We start from the raw sequence: 20205 nt of genomic DNA, 5'->3' as shown, positions 1-20205 counted from the left end.
TCTGCCTCAGAAATCCCAACGCGTTGTGACCATCACGTTGCGTGGGTCGCCGTAATACGCCGAGTCATAGAAGCCGATGTTGGTGAAGTACTTTTTGTCGAACAGGTTGTTGACGTTGAGTGTGGCCGACAGGTTCTGGGTCAGTTGATAGCGCGCCATCACGTCCACCAGCCAGTATGGGTCCTGGGTGAATTTTTCTGAGCGGCCGCCACCGGGATATCCCCAGTTGCGCACGGTTTGCCAGCCCGCGCTCTGCCAGCGTGTGCCACCACCGAGGGTGAGTTTGTCCAGGCGGCCTTGGAGTTTGTAGCTGGTGTAGAGGGTGACCTGATCCTCTGGCTCCCAGGTCGCTACCTTTTTGCCATCGGCATCGCGGGCGATCTTGTGGGTGTAACCGGCCTGCAACTGCCAGCCTGGAGCGAGTTCGCCGGAGATTTCGGCTTCGTAGCCTTTGGTTTTGCTCTCGGTGCCCATGTACGCGTAATCGACGGCGGGCTGCGAGTTCCAGACGGTATCGGCGATTGGGCGATTGGTTTCGTGCACTTCGAAGTAGGCGAGGCTGGCATTCAGGCGGCCATCGAAGAATTCGCCCTTGAGGCCTATCTCGTAGTTTTTGCCCTCGTCGGGTTGAAGCATGGTGTTGGTTCGATCGCGATACTGGGTCTGCGGCTTGAAGATTTCGGTGTAGCTGGCGTAGGCGGTGAGGTTTTCGTTGAAGTCGTACGTCAGGCCGGCGTATGGCACCACCTTGCCGCTTTCTTCGGTGTCGCTGGTGCCGGTGACCTGATAGTTGGCGACCCGCGTGCCCAGCAGCAGATGCAGCGCGTCGGTCAGGCTGAAGCGGCCTGTGACATAGGTGCCGGTCTGGCGGGTGATTTCATCACTGAACCGGGAGGCCTTGCCCCACGCAGGCTCAATGGCCTCGCCGTGCCAGTTGTAGAAGTCATAGGAGTTACCGAAATAAACGGGATTACGGTAGTCCTTGCCCTTCCACCGTGAGCTGGAAACGGACTGGCCGATCACCAGTTCATGCTCACGCCCGAACAGCTCGAACGGCCCCGACGCGTAGACATCCAGGCTGTCGCTGGTGGTGTCGCCGGTGTATTTGGCGGCATAGATCGAACTCGCCGTCGCAGAATCCTGGGAGATGTAGCCCAGCGGCGCGTCGTAGCCGTTGACCTGATGGTTGTACTGGCCTTTGGTGACCCAGCCGTTGTCGAAGCTGTGTTCCAGGGTGGCGAATACGGTGTGGCTGTATTGTTGCCATGAGCCCCATTTGGGCCCGTTGTTGAAGGAGCGCGGCAGGTCGAGCTTGTTGCCGGTGGCGTCGAAGATGGTACGGGTGCCAGTCCAGCTGGAACCTTTGGGGTCGCTGTCCTGGTAGTCGGCGCCCAGGGTCAGCAGGGTGTCCGGGGTCAGGTCGACTTCGAGGATGCCGTAGAGCACGCTGGTCTTGCGCGAGTAGTGATCCAGAAACGACTTTTTGTCTTGATAGGCCGCCACCGCGCGACCGCGCACGTTACCGGTGTCGGTCAGGGGGCCGCTGACGTCGACCTGTGAGCGATAGTTATCCCAGGAGCCCGCGCCCAGTTCGATGCTGCTCTTGAACTCGGAGGTAGGCTTCTTGCGGATCAGGTTGATGGTGCCGCCAGGGCCGCCGGCACCGGTGAGTAAACCGGTGGCACCTTTCAGCACTTCAACGCGGTCGTAGATCGCCATGTCCGTCATGGTCTGGCCTGCCGAGTATTGGGCATCACGCAGGGTCGGTATGCCGTCGTACTGGAAGTTCTCGATGGAGAAACCGCGCGAGTAATAGTTGGTGCGCTCGGTGTCGTAGGTCGACACGGTGATGCCCGGCGTGTGGCGCATCACGTCGTCGATGGATTTGAGGCCGAAGTCATCCATGACCTGGCGGGTGACCACCGAGATCGATTGCGGGGTTTCCCGTGGCGTCAGCACCAGCCGCGTGGCCGTGGCAATGGTGCCAGGAGTGTACGAGCCAGTGCCCTCGGTGACAGTGCCCAGTTGGTTGGCGCTGACTTGGGTGGTTTGCAATTCCACCTTGCCGTCCTGGGAGACCGGTTTGGCCACCACGCGATAGCCGCCCGGCTCACGTTCTGCCTGTAAATTCGCAGGGGCCAGCAAGCGCTCAAGGCCTTCATCCACAGAGAAACTGCCCTTCAAACCCTTGCTCTGAATACCGGCAGCCAACGCGGAATCGATACCGATCATCACACCCGCTTGCTGCCCAAACGCCCCCAACACACGGTCAAGACTGCCGGGCGAAATGTCATACGCCTGGGGCTGGGATTGTTCCTGGGCGGGCGCCGCCGTGGCGGCCATGACACTGTGACTGGCGGTTGCCACCGATAAACCGAGGATAACGGTGCGCAAGGCGCTGACGCGGCTGAGCATAAAGACTGTCCTGTCGTGAAAGGGTTGGGTGGACGCTTTTTTCTGCGTCTTACCTGTCTTGATGCTCGAGACGAAAAAACCTGCCACGCGATGTAAAAATAATTTCAGGTCAGGCCGGCACGACCGTGGTCAGGTAGCCAAACACCCGTTGCACACGCACGGGCAACACCTTGGCCAGCAGGTCCAGACTGGCCTCGGGCTGATCCAGCGAGAACGAGCCGGATACCTGCAAGCGCGCCACTGCGGGATCGCAGCGCAGCACGCCGCGACGGTAGCGATCGAGCTGCTCAAGCACCTCGACCAGCGGCATGCGTTCGGCGATCAACAGGCCTTTAGTCCAGGCGTCGGCAGTCGATGACACGGCTGTCGACTGCCCACTCTGAAGACGGTTGAAGCTCATTTGCTCGCCCATGCCGAGCCGGGTGCTGACGCCGTGCAAGGGTTCGACAGAGGCGCTGCCTGAAAGCATCTGCACGAGCGTGCCCGGTTGACGTGGCAGGTCGTGGCTGAGGACCAATCGCGACAATGCCGACGGCCGTACCCAGCCATTGACCGTCTGGATCGCGGTGTCGGCGCGGGGGCCGGTGGTCAACAACAACCGACCGAGGTTCAGGGTCAACCGGGCATCACGCACATCCACAGCGGTGCGGGCATCCAACTGCAATTCGCCAGCAGGGGCCAGGCTCAGGCGCTGTCGTTCCCCGGTGGCGGTGTGGTAATCGCTGAACAACTCCGGCAGCAAAACGCGCTCACGCACACTCAGGCCAAGGGCAGTCGCCACGCCAAGACCGGCGAAACCCTTGAGCAGGGTGCGCCGCGATGGAACACCCCGTGCGTGCAGCAACTGCCGGGCCGTTGGCGCCGGCAGCGCGTGGGTATTGAGGCGCATGTCGCGGCTGAGCCCGGCCAAACGCTGCCAGGCCAATTCATGCTGCGGGTGCTCGTTGCGCCATTGTTGGCAGGCGTGCTGCTCGGCGGCGCCGCTGGTACCGGATTGCAGGGCGACCATCCAGTTCAGGGCCTGGTCCAGCACCTGCTCGTCCAAGGGTTGATCGTTGGCGGACTTGAAGCGATTCATGCCGCGTACACCGCCAGGTAGCAGTGGCGATAGGCTTTGAGCATGGCCTTTTGCACCACATTCACGCTGAGGTCCATCCGTTCGGCGATCTGTGGATAAGTCAGGCCATCGAGCTGCGAGAGCAGGAAAATCTCGCGCACCTTGCTGCCCAGCCCGTCCAGCACCTGGCCTACGGCATCCAGCGCTTCGAGTACCAGCAAGCGGGTTTCCGGCGAAGGCATGTGTTCGGGTTCGAGGGTCGTCAGCGACTGCTCATAGGCGCGTTCCAGCGCCTGGCGACGGAAATACTGCCCACATAAACGGCTCGCGACCGTCGTGAGGTAGGCACGCGGCTCACGGAAAATCGGCACGGTGCCGCTGCTCAAGATACGCACGAAGGTATCCTGCGCCAGGTCCAGGGCCTGCTCCTGCCCGCCCAACTTGCGCCGCAGCAACTGCACCACCCAGCTGTGGTGTTGGGCGTAGAGTTCGCCCACGACCTGATGGGCAGAAGAAGATGAGGCCATCGGTGTGATATCCAGGGGACGGCTGCGGAAAGACACACATGATAATACTTCTCATTAGAGACAGGTTAGGAGTTTCTTACTGAGCGTGGCACCTGCCCTCTTGGACTCCCCCGCACTTCCCATTACCCTGCTCTCCTCTATCAGACATCCGGAAGTCCGATACCCGTGTTCAAGCCACTCGCCGCTCTCGCCCTCGCCTGCACTCCACTGCTTGCCACCGCCGCCGACCTGGCCGGTGTCTGGACGGGCACCTTGGGCAAATCCGCGATTACCGTCTGCTTCAATGGAGCCCACGGCGCCAATGGCAGTTATTACTACCAACGCATTCTCACGCCCATTCAACTGACCCAAGCCAACGCCAGCGAGCCCTGGGTGGAAGAAGGGCAAACCGGTTTCTGGCAGTTGGACGACCCGCAAGGCGATACGTTGACCGGCAGCTGGAGCAAAGCCATCGGCGGTAAAAGCCTGGCGCTGATGCTCAAACGCGCGGACACGGACAGTTGTGCCAGCGACACCTATAACAACCCGCTTGAGGCCACGCCGCCTGCGGTGAAGGTCGAGAAGAAGACCTTCGCCGAACACGCCTATCAGGTGAAGACCCAAGGCGGGCAGGTCATCCTGAAACTCGAAGGCGATGGGGAAGCCATCGATAAGATCAACCGGGATCTCGCACGCATGGCCATCAACCCGGATGGTCAGACCGATTTTTATAGAGAGCGGCGTAACTCACTGGACCAGGGCGGCAGCACCGCGACCAGCGAGATCACGGTGGAACCGTTCTATTGGTCATCGCACTGGATCACCGTACGGTTCTATCGTTGGTCGGCGGGTTACGGACGCGGGGGAATCAGTTGGGGCCTGCACAGCTGGAACCTGCAAACCGGTGAAAAAGTCGACCCTTGGACGTGGCTGGGCGGCCATGAGCAATGGGACACGCCCTATTCGGGCCAGGTCAAACTGCCGGCCGCTTTCAGCACCTGGTTGGCCAAGCAGACCACCACGGACGAAGGATGCCCAGCCGTGACCAGCTATTCCTCGTTCGACTTAAGCTTCAACACCCAAGGGCTGCAACTGTCGACACCCGCTCAGGGCGATGGCTGCGATAACGAGCTGAGCTTCACTTGGGAGCAACTGCAGCCGGTGCTGAGCCCGCAAGGTCAAGCCGCACTGCCTAGCTTGAGGGCTCCCTGACCGACCTTACAAAAATCCAACACTCGTTCACGAAATATTCAGAAACGTCCGCGGATACTAGCCCATTGCAATGACCGTTCCCCCGGACGGTCCTCCTGCCCTGGTAGCCACAACCCATGACGCGTCCCGTCCCCCTGCTGCTTCTGCTTGCTGGTCTGTTGTTCTTCTTTGCCTTGGGTAACCATGAGCTGCAAGGCTCCACCGAAGCCCGCGTCGCCGGGATCGCCATGGCCATGCACCTGGACAATAACTGGGTAGTGCCCCAGTTGTTTCGCGAGCCCTTCCTGGAAAAACCACCCCTGAGCCTGTGGCTCGACGCCGGGGCGATTCGCCTGTTCGGCGGCACTACCTGGGCCGTGCGCCTGGCCTCGGCATTCGCCGGTTTATTCAGCGTGATGCTGCTTTACACCATGCTACGCCGGTTCGGGCGTCCGCAGACGCTGGCGTTCAGCGCCGCGTTGATCCTGGCGACCATGGCCAGCTATTGGAGCAATGCGCGTGGCGTCGGTGAGGATTCGCTGCTCACCCTCGGCGTGACCACTGCGCTGCTGGCGTTCTACCAGGCCGTGCGGCCTGATCGCCAGGGCTCCAGCACAGGCGCCTGGGCACTGTTTACCGGCGGAATGGTGATCGCCACCCTCAGCAAAGGCGTACTGGGCCTGGCTATGCCGGGCATTGTGATTTTCGCGTACCTGGCCAGCACCAGCCTGATGGATAAACGCCTGCAGATTGGCAACTGGCTCAAGCCAGCGTTGTTTACCCTGCTGGCGCTGGTGCCGCTGGTGATCTGGCTGGGGTTCCTGTTCCAGCGCGGCGGCATGCAGGCGGTGTCCGAAGTGTTGCTGACCAACAGCGTCGGCCGTTTCAGCGGCTCGTTTGTCGAGGCTGGGCATTACGAGCCGTTCTACTACTACATCGCCAAGCTGCCCGAGGCGTTCCTGCCGTGGAATATTCTGGTGTACCTGGGTCTGTGGCATTTCCGCAAAAGCCTGGTGCGCAATCGCTACCACCTGTTCTTCAGCATCTGGCTGGTGGCGCAATTCACCCTGCTGACCCTGGCATCTAGCAAACGCACCGTTTACCTGATGGCACTCACCCCAGCCGCCGCCGTACTGGCTGCGGAATACGCACGGGTGCTGCTGGACTGGCTGAAAACCCACAAACCCGCGCTGCACAAACATCACAGAAGCGTGGTGGGCGGCGTATTCACCCTGGCGGTGGGTTGCTACCTGATCGCCGCCTTCTGGTTCGCGCCCAAAGCCGACGTGCGCCAGTCATTCGTGCCAGTGATCAGTCAGGCTCAGGCTTACAAGGACGAAGGCAAGGAAGTGGCGCTGTTCCAGCCCAACGAACGCATCGCCGGGGCCAGCGTGTTCTACCTGCAGGCCTATTTGCCGATCCTGAAAACCGAGGCCGAACTGCACAGCTACCTCGGCGCCAAGCCCGGCAACGTTGCGTTGCTGGACCATACCAACGACCTGGCCACCCCGGTGAAGGTGATCAAGCAGATGTCGATCAACCGCCAGCCGTACTACTTCGTCGAGCAGTAAGGCTGGAGCGGGGCATCAGTGCTTGGTGACCTTGTCCAGGTAACCCATGGCAAATGCCGAGATCACAAACGTCATGTGGATGATCACGTACCACATCAAGTGCTGCGGATCGACGTTCTTGGCGTCCATGAAGATGCGCAGCAAGTGAATGGAGGAAATCGCCACGATGGAGGCCGCCACTTTCATCTTCAGCGACGAAGAATCCATGGTACCCAGCCAGTTGAGCTTCTCTTTGCTTTCATCGATATCCAGCTGCGAGACAAAGTTCTCGTAGCCGGAAATCATCACCATCACCAGCAAGCCACCGACCAGTGCCATGTCGATCAACGACAGCAACACCAGGATCAGCTCGGACTCGGCCATCGAGAACACGCTCGGCAGCAGGTGAATCACTTCCTGGAAGAATTTCAGCGCCAGCGCCAGCAACCCCAGGGACAAGCCGAAATAAATAGGCGCCAGCAGCCAACGCGAGGCGTACATAGCATTTTCGATAAAGCGTTCCATTGGATCTCACACAGCTAGGCTAGAAATGGCGGCGAGTATACCAGCCACCACAAGACAGCTGTAACCGCGAGAAAACTGACCTGTGCGGCATCTGTAAGAGAATTTTTCTGCTAGTGTCGAGCCCAATAACAACTCGGCTCGATGACGTCGGACAGGAAAAACTCAGATGATGGATGTGCGATCCCCTTTGGCCACTATCGGCCTGTGCGCGGCATTGCTGCTGGCTGGCGGTTGCTCCCCCGGCGACGAACAGAAGCAGACCACCCTCGAAGAGAAAACCGCCAAGTTCGAACAGTCCCTCGACAGCATCCAGGACCCCAAGCTGCGCGACGCCGTCGCCGACCTGGGTGGTTCGCTGCTGTTGCTGGAGCGGGCGCGGGTCAAGCTCGCCACCAAGCCCATCGAAGCCGAATACGGTGAAGACACCCTCGCCCTGCTCAAGCATTACCCCACGCCCCAGGCGCTGGTGGACACCTACATCAATGGCCTGTTCGTACTGCGCAAGACCTCCCATTCCGACTATTTGACGGATTTACAGCCGGTCTTCCCCTTTAACTTCAACGTCCCCGACCAATTCCCTTTCCCCCACGGGCTGGAATGGCAGTCAGTCACCTTAAGCAACAACAAAGTCATCCCCTTCCAGCCGGAATGGTCGGAAACCGATCCGGGCATCCAACTGAGCCCCAGCAGCTCCAACTTGACCAACCCCGACGACCTGACGGTGACCTACCCGTTCATCGAGGGCATCGAGACGGAAAACAAGAGCCAGCCACAGCCTGTCAGCCTCAAGGGCACCGTTGAAGTGGTCGCGCCGGGCAAGGTGCTGACCTTTGATCTGTCGAAAAAGGACGTGGGCCACAAGCGCACCGAAGGCAATATCACCCTCAACCTGGTTCTGCTGGAAAAGAACTACGCCGAGATCGAGTTGACCAACAGCCAGCCATTGGCACCGAACGTCGGCGACGAATCGCCCAACCCCTTGCTGGCTCAGGCGCGGGACAGCAGCGGGCAGTTTCTTACCCGCTCGGGTTCGATCAACGAAAGCAGCGCCCAGGTCGCGTTCTACGAAAAACAACTGGCCGAGATGCAAAAGCAGAAGGCCTGGTCGCAAGCGTTCGAAAAACAGCTGACCGACGAGCAAAAAGCCTTCGAACACAAACAGAGCAGCCATTACGCCAAGGTGTACTTCAATGGCGTGATCGACACCCTGCAAGTCAACGTGCTGGATTTTTCCACCGCCACGCGCACCCGCAAAGACCTTGACCTGCCGGTGCTGCGCTTCGACAAGAACAGCCTGCAGAAAACCGTACAAGCCCTGCCGATGCCGGTCACCGTGTATGACGACAGCGCCGCCAGTTGGCTCAAAGACGCGAGCATGACGGAAGACCAACTGAAAAACAGCGTCTCCATCAGCCAGTCGGTCGAAGACGCCAGCGCGGCGCACATCGTGTTCGACCACCCGTTCACCTTCAATGACGACCTGGTGGGCAGCGAGCGCAACAGCAGCGAATCACCGGTGACCTTTTTCACCGCCGACGAAAAAGGCGAGCGCGGCGAGCCGATCGAGCTGCCGACCGAAGCCTTTGAGCTGAACCCGGCACGCGGCACGCTCACCTACGACCTCAACTTGTTCCCGGAAAACCCGGCCTTTGTGGTGGGTTCGATTCCGCTGTTTCTGGCGACCATCGATAAAAACGAGATCGATGCAAGCAAGCTGCCCAAAGGACTCGAACTCAAGGACAACGCGCTGATCGTGGACCAGAAGGCCTTCCCCGCCGACAGCTGGCGTTTCTACGCCAAGGACGCCAGCGGCAATTACCTCAAGGAAATCCTCGGCGTCAGCCACCGCGCCGAGGAGTACGGCACGGCGATGTTTGACGTGCATTACTTCTACGGCCAGCCGACCACTCTGGAAAGCTACCAGCGCACCGACCTGAGCACTGTGCAATACGGTTTCGAGGTCAAACTGGACAAGCCCGAAAGCAAATAGCGTTCAGTGCCGGGTGTCACCATTAAGCTGTCGCAGGTGGGCCTGCATGTGCAGGCACCAGATCTGCGGGTCAGCCGCCGTCTCGTAGCCGTGCTGGGTCAGGCTGTCCACGATGGATTCCAGAATATTTTCCGCCGCGAAGGGCCCGGGGAACGGGCCTTGGGACTTGATGGTGGAAGGCTGTTCACCGGTCATTCCGGCGGCAAACAACAACGTCCACATCCCGTTATCCCCCGCGAGAGGGCGAATGGAACATTCGATACGGGTGACCAGGCCGAAGCACTGGCGGGTAAGGCAAAGGTTGCGCGGCATGGCGGCGACCCTCGGTAGATCGGTGTTCAACCTGCGCCTGGGGCGAGGCTGTTTCTATCCCGCGACTCCTGTGGATATCCCTTGAGCACAGAATAGAAGAAAACCACGACAAACCAAGGTTGTAGGGACCAACGGCCGTTGGCCCTACAGCGGCGCCAAATTTGTGACGGTTTTGCCCGTTCTGTGGTGAGCGGGCTTGCCCCGCGTTGGGCTGCGCAGCAGCCCCAACAGGACCGCTGCGGTGTGCCAGTGAGATTGAATTGTTTGGTTTTGGGGCTGCTTCGCAGCCCAACGCGGGGCAAGCCCGCTCGCCACAACAGCCCGCTCAGCCCAATACGCCACTACGTCATCAAGTCGGCTTGGCTTCGGCCAGCGCCTGCTGTGCCAGCTCCTTCTCCGCCTCCTTCAGGTCTTCCTCACTGATCATCTCGGCAATCGCGCGCAACCGCTCGACCACGCGCGCGTTCACCGTGCCTTCCGGGAATTGCCCCTCGGCATCCGGCTCACCGGCATCCTCGCCCACCAGCAGGCTCAGCGCCTCGTCGGCCTGTCGCACGGCATAGATATGGAATTGCCCTGCACGCACGGCCTGCAGCACCTTCTCATCCAGCATCAACGTGGCGACGTTGGCCTGGGGAATGATCGCGCCTTGCTCACCGGTCAAACCGCGCGCTTCACACAGGCGGAAGAAACCTTCGATCTTCTCGTTGACCCCACCCACCGCCTGCACTTCACCAAACTGGTTGATCGAGCCGGTGATGGCAAAGCACTGCTTGAGCGGCGTTTTCGACAAGGCCGAGATCAAGGTGCACGCCTCGCCCAAGGACGCGCTGTCGCCGTCCACATAACCGTAGGATTGCTCCAGCGCGATACTCGCCGAGATCGCCAGCGGGAATTCCTGGGCATACCGGCTGCCCAGGTAACCCGTGAGGATCATCACGCCCTTGGAGTGAATCGGCTGGCCGAGGTTGACCTCACGCTCGATGTCGACAATGCCGCTGCCACCCGGATACACCGTGGCGGAAATCCGCGCCGGCACGCCGAAGGCCGAATCACCGACTTCCAGCACCGTCAGCCCATTGCACTTGCCCACCGCCGCACCGGCCGTGTCGATGAGGATGACCCCGGCGAGCATGTCGTCGAGAATCCGCGCCGACACGCGCCCGGTGCGCGTGGCCTTGGCCTTGAGGGCGCGCTCGATATGGCCGGCATCGGTCATTTCGTCGCCGGCCAGGTGGCGAATGAAATCCGCCTCGCTGACCAACTGGAACAAGTCGCCAATACGCGCCGACAAACGGCCTTGATGCTCCGCCAGCCGCGCGCTGTAAGTCGCCAACCGCGCCACCGCGTCCGACGTCAGCGGCGCCATGCCTTCTTCCGAGGTGCGGGTTTTAAGCAACTGGGCAAACTGCTCCAGGCTTTCGTCGACCATCGGGATGTCTTCGTCGAAGTCCACCAGTACGCGGAACATCTCCTGGAAATCCGGATCGGCGTCCTGCAACGCGTAGTACAACTGGCGCGAACCGATGATGATCACCTTGACTTGCAACGGGATCATCTGCGGGTTGAGGGTCACGGTGGCCAGGCGGCCCAACTCGCCCAGCGGTGATTCCATCTTCAGTTTGCGCGACTGCAAGGAACGCTTGAGCGCGTCCCACACAAACGGCTCGCTGAGCATTTTTTCGGCTTCCAGGATCAGGAAGCCGCCGTTGGCACGGTGCAGCGCGCCCGGACGCAGCTGGCGATAAGTGGTGTAGAGCGCACCCTGGTCGGTGCTGTATTCGATGCGGCCGAACAGGTTGTCGTAGGTCGGGTGCGGTTCAAACACCACCGGCGCGCCACCATTGACCGGATGGCCCACCACCAGGCTTGGGCAGTACTGCTCTTCGAGCAGCTTGCGCGCTTGGGCGTCGGTCTTGGCGTCATCCACCAATTGCTCGACCACGGTCTTGAGCAGGTACACCTGCATGGCTTGCAAATAACCGCAGACGGCGGCGTTTTCCGCGTACTTTTCCGACAGCGGTGCAAGCAACGGCTGCAGGGCCAGGGTGATGGTTTCTTCGTTGAACTGGCGCAGTTGATTGTTCGACTCACGCTTCCACTGCGGCAGGCTGGCCAGTTCTTCGTTGAGGCGTTCTTCCAACTCGGAAATGTCGGTGTGGAAACGCTCGCGATCGGCTTCCGGCAACTGCGAGAACTCGGCTTCGTCCAGCGCCTTGCCGTCGAGCATCGGGGTAAAAGCGATGTTGCTACTGTCGCGGTACAGCGCCACGTCCTTTTCCAGGGCCAGGCGTTCGATCACGTCCAAGGCCTTGTCGTAGCGCTGGTTGAAGGCCCGGTCGATGGCGCTTTTACGCTGTTGATACGTCGGGTGTTCGAAGACCGCCGGGAAGGTGGCGACGAGGTTGTCGACCAAACCGTTGATGTCGTTGATAAACGCCGCCGCGGCGCCGCCCGGCAATTCCAGGGCGCGCGGTTCGCGAGGCTCATCGAAATTGTTCACATAGACCCAATCCGCCGGGGTCTGCAGGCGTTTGCCTTCGGCTTTCAGGTAGCGTTTGACGAACGAAAAGCGGCCGGTACCAGGCTCGCCCATGACAAACACGTTGTAACCGGGGCGTGGCATGGCCACACCGAACTGCAAGGCTTCAACCGCACGTTCCTGGCCAAGCACACCGCGAAAGGGCTCCAAATCATTGGTGGTCGAGAAGCTGAACTGTTCAGCGGAGAAAGGGCGAGTCAGCGCTTCGGGCGCTAGACGCAAGCTGGCAGCAACAGGATCAGGCATCGGGCTTCCTTACATCAGGCGGGGCAGATGACGGCATTCTGGCTCCCGGTTGCGCGCTCTGGCAAGGCGCGCTTTCGGGAAAGCATAGACGTGGGATGCGACCTGCAGAAATATCGCGACATCGCTGATTGTTTTATAAAAATACACGGAACCCTTGGAACGTGCCTAAACTCCAAACTGCGCGGGTTGGACTAATAACTGGCCCCTAGGGCGCTGCGACGCGCCTGAACCCTTGTCCATTGGTTTGCACACAAAGAGAACAAAGCTATGAAACGGATCCTTCTTGGTACTCTCTTCACCGTCGTCTCCCTCAATGCAATGGCAGAAGCACCAGGTGGCCCGAACTGCGGTTGGGGCAACATGTTGTTCGAAGGCCAGCGCGGCACGCCAGCTCACTTCCTGGCATCCACTACCAACGGTACGTCGGGTAACGCCACCTTCGGCATGACCTCGGGCACCAACGGCTGTAACACCAACAGCGCCCTGACCTACGGCGGCAAGTCCTGGATTGCCATGAATGGCATGATGAACGAGCTGTCCGAAGACATGGCCAAGGGTAACGGCGAAGCGCTGACTACCTACGCCGTGGTACTGGGTGTGGCACCGGAAGATCGCGAGCACTTCGCGGCCGTGACCCACGAGCACTTCCAGCAGATCTTCAGCAAGGCTGACGTGACCGCTGACGACGTGCACAACAACACCATTGCGGTACTGAAAAGCGATGCCCGTCTGGCGAAATACGCAACCCAGGCTTAAGCTCGACCCGCCCGCGCCTACCCTGGCGCGGGTTTTATTTTGGACCCGCCTCCCCTTTGGGTCTCTTTTATATCCGACTTAAGTTGCCCCTATGCTCAAACGCTTTGCCTGGATGGCACTCTTCGCCTGCGCCCCGCTGTACGCGGCCCCGCACCTTGATGATCAACGTTTGCAGCAATTGGCCAATGATCCGTTCTGGCTTTCGCTTGGCCATTACGAAGCCGGCAAAATCAATGGCTGGCGCAGTTACGTCAGCGACAAGAAGTTCTTCCTCGCGCCCGATGGCGCCCACCACCCGGACGCCGAACTCAAGGCCACCGTTGATGCGCTCTACGCACCGGCCAGCCTGGGTGAAAAACACGCCCAATGCGTTTACCCCGCACGGACCCGTTGGCTCAAGGATCAGTTGCACCTCACTGACCTGCCTGCCGTGGACTGCACAGAATTCAAGCAATGGTTCAAGGACGTCGCCCCCCATAGCGCGGTGATGATCTTCCCGGCGGCCTACCTCAACAGCCCGTCGTCGATGTTCGGCCACACGTTGCTGCGCATCGACCAGGCCGACGTGCAGAGCAACAACACCGCCCTGCTCAGCTACGCGATCAACTTCGGTGCCTACATCGAAGGCTCCGACAACAGCATTCTCTACGCCTGGAAAGGCCTGATGGGCGGTTATCCCGGCCTGTTCGCCCTGGTGCCTTATCAGGAAAAGCTGTCGGAGTACCGCAGCCTTGAGAACCGCGACCTGTGGGAATATCGCCTCAACCTCACGCAAGTCGAGACCGAGCGCATGGTCGAGCACGTGTGGGAGCTCAAACAGATCCAGTTCGATTACTTCTTCTTTGACGAAAACTGCTCCTATCGCCTGCTGGAACTGCTGCAAGTGGCGCGTCCCGGCCTGCGGTTGACCGAACAGTTCCCGCTGACCGCCATCCCGACCGACACCGTCAAGGCCGTGAAAGACGCAGGTCTGGTAGAAAAGATCGACTACCGTCCTTCCCGTGAACGCGAATTGCTGGAGCGCGCCAAGCCGCTGGACAGCGACGAGCAGCAATGGGTATTGAAGGTCAGCGACGACCAGAAGCAATTGCAGGACCCCGCTTTCAAGGCCATCGCTAAAGATCGCCAGGCCCTGATCATTGACGCCGCCTACCGCCTCGGCCGCTACCGCGCCAACGGCCTGGAGCGCGACACCGCCCGCTCCCAGCGCAGCTTCGAATTGCTGCGCGCGATCAACCAGAACCCGGCGCCCGACCTCAAGATCACTCCACCCGGCCTGCCGGAAAACGGCCATGAATCACGCACCTGGCAAGCCGGCATCGGCACCCATGGCGACAAGGCCTTCGGTGAATACGGCCTGCGCATGGCCTACCACGACCTCAACGACAACGCCGAAGGTTTCCCCCTCGGCGCGCAGATCGAAATCCTGCAGATGAAACTGCGCCAGTACGAAGGCAACCACTGGCAACTGCAGCAACTGGACCTGGCCACCATCCGCTCCCTGACCCCACGTAACGCCCTGTTGCAGCCGTGGTCATGGCAAGTCACCGGCGGCCTGGAACGTGTACCGGGCAAACACGACGACGAAACCCTGGTCGCCCACGTCAACGGTGGCGCCGGCGGCACCTGGCAATTGAGCGACGACATGCTCGGCTTCGCCCTCGGCACCGTGCGCGTGGAGCACAACAACGACTTCAGCGAAGCCATCTCCCCCGCGGCCGGGTTCAATACCGGCGTGCTGTGGAAAAACCCGCTGGGTAACCTGAGCCTGGAAGCCAAGGGTGATTTCTTCACCAATGGCGAAGTGCGCCGTAGCATCAGCCTGAACCAGCAGTGGGAATTGTCACGTAACCTGGGGCTACGCCTGAGCGCACAGCGTGAGTACAGCCACTTGTCGACGCCGGTGAATGAAGTGATGCTGGAAGTGAAGTGGTACCACTATTGACCACAGGACCTGTAGGAGCCGGCTTGCCGGCGATCGCATCACCTCAGAGCAACTGATACACCGAGGTGCCTGCATCGCCGGCAAGCCAGCTCCTACACAACAACACCTTTCTCACCTCCCTTTCACACCGCCCCGACAAATCCCCTTCTAGACTCTCCCCATCAGCCGTGAAACGGCCAGGGAGTACGCCATGTGGCGGTCTGCGGTAATGCTGGGTGCGGTGCTGTGGTTGGTGGGTTGTCAGTCTACCCATCAGGATTTGTTGGCCAAAGGTTACCCACCGGCGTTTGCCGATGGTTTTGATGATGGTTGCAGCAGCGGTCGCCAGGCCGCCGGGGTAATCAGCGGGGAGTTTCGCAAGAATGTGCCGCGTTATCTGAAGGACCGTGAATACGCCGAAGGCTGGGAAGACGGTTTCCGTCAGTGTAAGGCCATGCGTGAGAACGAAGAGTTGCGTGACTACAAGGACAATCACTGGGATGACCGCGAGCGCGCCTGGCAGCAGGAGAAAAACCGCGACGCCGCCAGGGCCTATCGTTCGCAATAGGTCGTTTCCAGACATCCAGCGAAACTAAAGCGCGGCGACCATGGCCCAAACTCCAGAGAGGGAGAATGTCATGAGCCGAGCTTTTGTAAACGAGGACAACGCCGCCGCCCAGGCTGATCAGCCGGTGGAACGTCAGGTGAGCGAGCAACCCAATCGCCTGACTGCGCATGGTTTGGCGCAATTGCAGGCCAAGGTTGCGCAGTTGCAGCACGAATACAGTCTCGAATCTGCCAAGGGCGATAAACAGCGCCAGGCGGACCTTGAGCGGGATTTGCGCTACTTCAACCAGCGGGTGCAAAGTGCCCAGGTGGTCGCTCCGGCCACCTCCACCGACAAGGTGCAGATCGGCAGTTGGGTGACCTTCGCCAATGAACAGGACGAACAACAACGCATCCAGTTGGTCGGTGAAGACCAGGCCGATGCGAGCGCAGGCCTGATCAACTGGGGTTCGCCCCTGGGCCGCGCCTTGCTGGGCGCCCAAGTGGGTGACGAGGTGCTGTGGCAGCGCCCCGTCGGCGATCAGATGATCGAAGTGCTGCGGATCGAGCCCGAGGTTTAGACGATGCCTTGGGCCAGCATTGCGTCGGCCACTTTGACGAAGCCGGCGATGTTCGCGCCTTTCACGTAGTTGATCCGGCCGTTTTCTTCGCCGTAGTGCACGCAGGCATGGTGGATCGACTGCATGATGTTGTGCAACTTGCTGTCCACTTCACCGGCGGTCCACAGCAGGCGCATGGCGTTCTGCGACATTTCCAGGCCGCTCACGGCGACGCCGCCAGCGTTAGAAGCTTTACCCGGCGCGAACAGGGTGCCCGCCTCGATAAAGATATCCACAGCCTCGAGCGTGGTCGGCATGTTGGCGCCTTCGGCCACGCAGATGCAGCCATTGCGCAGCAAAGCGCGGGCGGCGTCGGCATCGAGTTCGTTTTGAGTCGCACAGGGCAACGCGATATCGCAAGCCAGTTCCCATGGGGTCTGGCCTTTGCGGAATTCCAGGCCGAAACGCTCGGCCAGTTCGCTGATGCGGCCGCGCTGGACGTTTTTCAGCTCCAGCAGGGCCGACCATTGCTCTTCGGTCAAACCGCTTTCGGCGTACAGGGTGCCTTCGGAATCGGACAGGGAAATCACCTTGCCGCCCAGGTCCATGACCTTGCGCGCCGCGTATTGCGCTACGTTGCCGGAGCCGGACACCACCACGCGCTTGCCCTCAACCCGCTGGTTGTTGCGCTTGAGCATCTCTTCAGCGAAGTACACGCAGCCGAAACCCGTGGCTTCCGGGCGGATCAGGCTGCCGCCGTAGGTCATGCCCTTGCCGGTCAGCACAGAGGTGAACTGGTTGCTCAGACGCTTGTACTGGCCGAACAGGAAGCCGATCTCACGGGCGCCCACGCCGATATCGCCGGCCGGCACGTCCACGTCCGCGCCGATGTGGCGATACAGCTCGCTCATGAAGGCCTGGCAGAAACGCATGACTTCAGCGTCGCTCTTGCCCTTGGGGTCGAAGTCCGAGCCGCCTTTGCCGCCGCCCATGGGCAGCGAGGTCAGGGAATTCTTGAAGGTCTGCTCGAAGGCGAGGAATTTCAGCACGCCCAGGTTCACCGACGGGTGGAAGCGCAGGCCGCCTTTGTAGGGGCCGATGGCGCTGTTCATCTGGATACGGAAACCGCGATTGACCTGGACCTTGCCATGATCATCCACCCACGACACCCGGAAGGTAATCGCGCGTTCTGGCTCGCAGATGCGCTCCAGGATGCCCGAGGTCAGGTAGTGAGGATTGGCTTCCAGAAACGGCCACAGACTGCGTAGGACTTCTTCTACGGCCTGGTGGAATTCCGGCTGGTCCGGGTCGCGTTTCTTGAGGCGGGCAAGGAAGGATTCGACGGATTCGATCATGAAAAGTCTCGGCAAATTTTTAGTTGTTAACGGAGATTGAGCCGGACTTTATCAATTCATTCCGCACTGCGACAGGGCAAAATGTCGCCTTTGTGAATTTAAATGGTGCGTTTTATATAACTGTATCCAGTTTCAGGGGTGTTTATGCACCCTTTCAGGGAGCAAGCCCGAACCGCGCGCACCATCAAATTCCAGGCAAAAAAAAGCGGAGCCCTAAGGCTCCGCTCTTTCAAACCAACCCGAATCAGGCCAGTTTTTTGTGACGCACACGGTGCGGCTGGGCAGCAGCGTCGCCCAAGCGTTTTTTACGGTCCGCTTCGTACTCGGTGTAGTTACCTTCGAAGAACACCGCTTGCGAGTCGTCTTCGTACGCCAGGATGTGGGTCGCGACGCGGTCAAGGAACCACCGATCGTGAGAGATCACAATGGCGGCGCCCGGGAAGTCCAGCAGCGCTTCTTCCAGGGAACGCAGGGTTTCAACGTCGAGGTCGTTGGACGGTTCGTCGAGCAGCAGGACGTTGCCGCCCTCTTTCAGGGTCAGGGCCAGGTGCAAGCGACCGCGCTCACCACCGGACAGGTCCTTGACGAACTTCTGCTGGTCGCCGCCCTTGAAGTTGAAACGGCCGACGTAGGTACGCGACGGGATTTCATAGTTGCCGATGCGGATCTGGTCGGAACCGTCGGAAATCTGCTGGAACACGGTTTTGCTGCCGTCCAGGTCTTCACGGCTCTGATCAACGCAAGCAAGCTGCACGGTTTCGCCGACTTCGATGCTGCCCGAATCCGGGGTTTCCTTGCCCATCAGCATGCGGAACAGCGTGGACTTACCCGCACCGTTACCACCGATTACGCCGACGATTGCGCCTTTTGGCATGGAGAACGACAGGTTGTCGATCAGCACGCGGTCGCCATAGCCTTTGGAAACGTTCTTGAACTCGATGACCTTGTCACCCAGGCGCGGACCGGCCGGGATGTAGATCTCGTTGGTTTCCGAACGCTTCTGGAATTCCTGGGATTGCATTTCTTCGAAGCGTTGCAGACGTGCCTTGGATTTGGACTGGCGGGCCTTGGCGCCTTTGCGCACCCACTCCAGTTCTTCCTTCATGGCTTTTTCATGGGCCGATTGCTGCTTGGATTCGGCGGCCAGACGGTCGGACTTGGCTTCCAGCCAACCGGAGTAGTTGCCCTCGTAAGGGATACCCGCGCCACGGTCGAGCTCGAGGATCCAGCCGGCCACGTTGTCCAGGAAGTACCGGTCGTGCGTGATCGCGACCACGGTGCCTGGGAAATCGTGAAGGAAGTGTTCCAGCCAGGCGACGGAATCGGCGTCCAAGTGGTTGGTCGGTTCGTCGAGCAGCAGCATGTCGGGGGCCGACAGCAGCAGGCGGCACAGGGCCACACGACGTTTTTCACCACCGGACAGGTGTTCGACCTTGGCGTCCCACGCCGGCAGGCGCAGTGCATCGGCGGCGACTTCCAGCTGGCGCTCCAGGTTGTGACCATCGCTGGCTTGCAGGATAGCTTCGAGCTTGGCCTGTTCGGCGGCCAGTTTGTCGAAGTCGGCATCTTCTTCAGCGTAAGCCGCGTAGACCTCGTCCAGGCGCGCCTGGGCGTTCTTGATCACGCTGACGGCTTCTTCCACCACTTCACGCACGGTCTTGGTCGGGTCCAGGATCGGCTCTTGCGGCAGGTAGCCGATGTTCAGGTCAGGCATCGGGCGGGCTTCGCCTTCGAACTCGGTGTCGACGCCGGCCATGATTTTCAACAGGGTGGATTTACCCGAACCGTTGAGGCCGAGCACGCCGATCTTGGCGCCAGGGAAGAAGGACAGCGAAATGTTTTTCAGGATTTCCCGCTTCGGAGGGACAACTTTGCCCAGCCGATGCATGGTGAAGACGTATTGAGCCAAAATGTGGACCTCATAAAAGTAAGAACAGGCCTACGTAGCGTCATGGCGCTGTACATAGTGTTGCGAATCCTCAAGGTTAACCTAAGTGACCGAGCGTATCGAAGCCTATCTGTTAGATTAGCCGGCCAAAACCCTCAGGGGTTCCAGGAGACACCCTTCATGCTTGGCGTCCTATCCGCACTCGGGCTACTGCTATTAATGCCGGGGCCTACCAACACGCTGCTGCTGCGCTCGGGATTACTCGCGGGGTTCCGGCGCGCCTGGCCGCTGAGCCTGCTGGAGTGCCTGGCCTACCTGACGCAGATCTCGTTCTGGGGCTACTTGCTCAGCCATATCGGCGACAGCGCGCCCTGGAGCCTGAAGCTCGTGCAGTTCGTTTCGGTCTGCTATTTGATCAGGACTTGCTACCTGCTGTGGCGCCATCCCGACGAAACACTCCACACCGCGCCCGAAGCGCGGGTGTCCACGCTGAATTTCTTTTTGCTCACGCTGATCAATCCCAAGGGATTACTGATCGTGTCGTTTATCGTCCCGATGCAGACGTTTATCGACTTGACCTTGTACGTGCATTTCGTCGCGCAGTTCACCGCCGTGGTGATACCGGTGGGCTGTGCCTGGGTGCTGCTGGGGGCCCGCATCAAGCGAGGCGGGTACGCGTGGTTGACGCCGCACACCATCAACCGTACGGCTTCTGTGGTTATCAGCCTGTTCACGCTGGCGATCCTGACGCGGCTGACGGACAGCCTGATCCATACCAGCGGCGCTCTTTAGTGCCCGCCAGGCGGGGCTGGCACTTTGCCACAAGTCAAGGCATGCTAGCC

General features: G+C 60.2%; 16 protein-coding genes. 8 read left to right on the top strand and 8 right to left on the bottom strand.

Annotated elements, in window-relative coordinates; translation table 11 throughout:
- Window positions 1–6: 6 nt before the first annotated feature.
- From HX793_RS16180 to HX793_RS16170, 3 genes are all read right to left on the bottom strand, one after another.
- The gene (locus tag HX793_RS16180; RefSeq protein ID WP_177095238.1) at window positions 7–2415 is read right to left on the bottom strand and encodes a TonB-dependent siderophore receptor; all 2409 of its coding nucleotides are present in this window, start codon (window positions 2413–2415) and stop codon (window positions 7–9) included.
- Between the two features lie 109 nt (window positions 2416–2524).
- Entirely contained in the window at window positions 2525–3493 is a 969-nt protein-coding gene (locus HX793_RS16175; protein ID WP_177095240.1) for a DUF4880 domain-containing protein, read from the bottom strand.
- Complete coding sequence (locus HX793_RS16170) at window positions 3490–3999, bottom strand: sigma-70 family RNA polymerase sigma factor (protein ID WP_177004295.1); 510 nt, start codon at window positions 3997–3999, stop codon at window positions 3490–3492. Before HX793_RS16170 ends, HX793_RS16175 begins: the two co-directional genes overlap by 4 nt.
- A gap of 165 nt (window positions 4000–4164) precedes the next feature.
- Between HX793_RS16170 and HX793_RS16165 the strand changes: the two genes are divergently transcribed.
- Window positions 4165–5190, top strand: a complete 1026-nt coding sequence (locus HX793_RS16165) for a hypothetical protein (protein ID WP_177095242.1) — start codon at window positions 4165–4167, stop codon at window positions 5188–5190.
- Between the two features lie 116 nt (window positions 5191–5306).
- Entirely contained in the window at window positions 5307–6740 is a 1434-nt protein-coding gene (locus tag HX793_RS16160) for an ArnT family glycosyltransferase (protein WP_177061543.1), read from the top strand.
- 15 nt (window positions 6741–6755) lie between these two features.
- On the opposite strand, the gene HX793_RS16155 is transcribed toward HX793_RS16160, so the two are convergent.
- A complete protein-coding gene (locus tag HX793_RS16155; RefSeq protein WP_016976786.1) occupies window positions 6756–7244 on the bottom strand; it encodes a TIGR00645 family protein in 489 nt (162 codons plus the stop codon).
- A 166-nt stretch (window positions 7245–7410) separates the two neighbouring features.
- On the opposite strand from HX793_RS16155, the gene HX793_RS16150 reads away from it, so the two are divergent.
- Window positions 7411–9234 (top strand): hypothetical protein, encoded by a 1824-nt coding sequence (locus HX793_RS16150; protein ID WP_177095244.1) that lies wholly within the window; start codon window positions 7411–7413, stop codon window positions 9232–9234.
- Window positions 9235–9237: 3 nt separating this feature from the next.
- Here HX793_RS16150 and HX793_RS16145 read toward each other — a convergent pair whose 3' ends face one another.
- Together HX793_RS16145 and HX793_RS16140 are read right to left on the bottom strand one after the other, a co-directional pair.
- The gene (locus tag HX793_RS16145; RefSeq protein WP_016976784.1) at window positions 9238–9546 is read right to left on the bottom strand and encodes a PA4575 family protein; all 309 of its coding nucleotides are present in this window, start codon (window positions 9544–9546) and stop codon (window positions 9238–9240) included.
- 349 nt (window positions 9547–9895) lie between these two features.
- Window positions 9896–12334, bottom strand: a complete 2439-nt coding sequence (locus tag HX793_RS16140; RefSeq protein ID WP_126570746.1) for a Lon protease family protein — start codon at window positions 12332–12334, stop codon at window positions 9896–9898.
- 267 nt (window positions 12335–12601) lie between these two features.
- Between HX793_RS16140 and HX793_RS16135 the strand changes: the two genes are divergently transcribed.
- The 4 genes from HX793_RS16135 to HX793_RS16120 all read left to right on the top strand — a co-directional run bounded on the left by HX793_RS16135 (window position 12602) and on the right by HX793_RS16120 (window position 16141).
- Window positions 12602–13090 carry a DUF3015 domain-containing protein gene (locus HX793_RS16135; RefSeq protein ID WP_016976782.1) on the top strand — a complete coding sequence of 163 codons (489 nt, stop codon included), beginning with the start codon at window positions 12602–12604 and terminating at the stop codon, window positions 13088–13090.
- Between the two features lie 91 nt (window positions 13091–13181).
- Window positions 13182–15035, top strand: coding sequence for an Lnb N-terminal periplasmic domain-containing protein (locus HX793_RS16130; protein ID WP_177095246.1), 1854 nt, complete (start codon window positions 13182–13184; stop codon window positions 15033–15035).
- A 190-nt stretch (window positions 15036–15225) separates the two neighbouring features.
- Complete coding sequence (locus HX793_RS16125; protein WP_177053194.1) at window positions 15226–15582, top strand: hypothetical protein; 357 nt, start codon at window positions 15226–15228, stop codon at window positions 15580–15582.
- Between the two features lie 70 nt (window positions 15583–15652).
- Complete coding sequence (locus HX793_RS16120; RefSeq protein WP_016976779.1) at window positions 15653–16141, top strand: GreA/GreB family elongation factor; 489 nt, start codon at window positions 15653–15655, stop codon at window positions 16139–16141.
- Here the strand turns inward: HX793_RS16120 and gdhA are convergent.
- Both gdhA and ettA read right to left on the bottom strand, forming a co-directional pair.
- Window positions 16138–17475 (bottom strand): NADP-specific glutamate dehydrogenase, encoded by a 1338-nt coding sequence (gdhA, locus tag HX793_RS16115; protein WP_177095248.1) that lies wholly within the window; start codon window positions 17473–17475, stop codon window positions 16138–16140. The two genes, HX793_RS16120 and gdhA, sit on opposite strands and share 4 nt — an antisense overlap.
- A 244-nt stretch (window positions 17476–17719) precedes the next feature.
- Window positions 17720–19384, bottom strand: a complete 1665-nt coding sequence (gene ettA / locus HX793_RS16110; RefSeq protein WP_177053195.1) for an energy-dependent translational throttle protein EttA — start codon at window positions 19382–19384, stop codon at window positions 17720–17722.
- A 159-nt stretch (window positions 19385–19543) separates the two neighbouring features.
- Here ettA and HX793_RS16105 point away from each other — a divergent pair, with 159 nt between their 5' ends.
- Window positions 19544–20155 (top strand): LysE family translocator, encoded by a 612-nt coding sequence (locus HX793_RS16105; RefSeq protein ID WP_177061539.1) that lies wholly within the window; start codon window positions 19544–19546, stop codon window positions 20153–20155.
- Window positions 20156–20205 lie beyond the last annotated feature (50 nt).

The organism is Pseudomonas reactans (assembly GCF_013387025.1).
Classification (GTDB): Bacteria; Pseudomonadota; Gammaproteobacteria; order Pseudomonadales; family Pseudomonadaceae; genus Aquipseudomonas; species Aquipseudomonas reactans.
Note: the sequence above shows the minus strand (reverse complement) of the source record. Positions and strands in the feature narration are given on the sequence as shown.

Coding starts and splice junctions, on each gene's coding strand:
- HX793_RS16180 (WP_177095238.1), bottom strand. CDS start 2,415: ATGCTCAGCCGCGTCAGCGCCTTGCGCACCGTTATCCTCGGTTTATCG.
- HX793_RS16175 (WP_177095240.1), bottom strand. CDS start 3,493: ATGAATCGCTTCAAGTCCGCCAACGATCAACCCTTGGACGAGCAGGTG.
- HX793_RS16170 (WP_177004295.1), bottom strand. CDS start 3,999: ATGGCCTCATCTTCTTCTGCCCATCAGGTCGTGGGCGAACTCTACGCC.
- HX793_RS16160 (WP_177061543.1), top strand. CDS start 5,307: ATGACGCGTCCCGTCCCCCTGCTGCTTCTGCTTGCTGGTCTGTTGTTC.
- HX793_RS16155 (WP_016976786.1), bottom strand. CDS start 7,244: ATGGAACGCTTTATCGAAAATGCTATGTACGCCTCGCGTTGGCTGCTG.
- HX793_RS16150 (WP_177095244.1), top strand. CDS start 7,411: ATGATGGATGTGCGATCCCCTTTGGCCACTATCGGCCTGTGCGCGGCA.
- HX793_RS16145 (WP_016976784.1), bottom strand. CDS start 9,546: ATGCCGCGCAACCTTTGCCTTACCCGCCAGTGCTTCGGCCTGGTCACC.
- HX793_RS16140 (WP_126570746.1), bottom strand. CDS start 12,334: ATGCCTGATCCTGTTGCTGCCAGCTTGCGTCTAGCGCCCGAAGCGCTG.
- HX793_RS16135 (WP_016976782.1), top strand. CDS start 12,602: ATGAAACGGATCCTTCTTGGTACTCTCTTCACCGTCGTCTCCCTCAAT.
- HX793_RS16130 (WP_177095246.1), top strand. CDS start 13,182: ATGCTCAAACGCTTTGCCTGGATGGCACTCTTCGCCTGCGCCCCGCTG.
- HX793_RS16125 (WP_177053194.1), top strand. CDS start 15,226: ATGTGGCGGTCTGCGGTAATGCTGGGTGCGGTGCTGTGGTTGGTGGGT.
- HX793_RS16120 (WP_016976779.1), top strand. CDS start 15,653: ATGAGCCGAGCTTTTGTAAACGAGGACAACGCCGCCGCCCAGGCTGAT.
- gdhA (WP_177095248.1), bottom strand. CDS start 17,475: ATGATCGAATCCGTCGAATCCTTCCTTGCCCGCCTCAAGAAACGCGAC.
- HX793_RS16105 (WP_177061539.1), top strand. CDS start 19,544: ATGCTTGGCGTCCTATCCGCACTCGGGCTACTGCTATTAATGCCGGGG.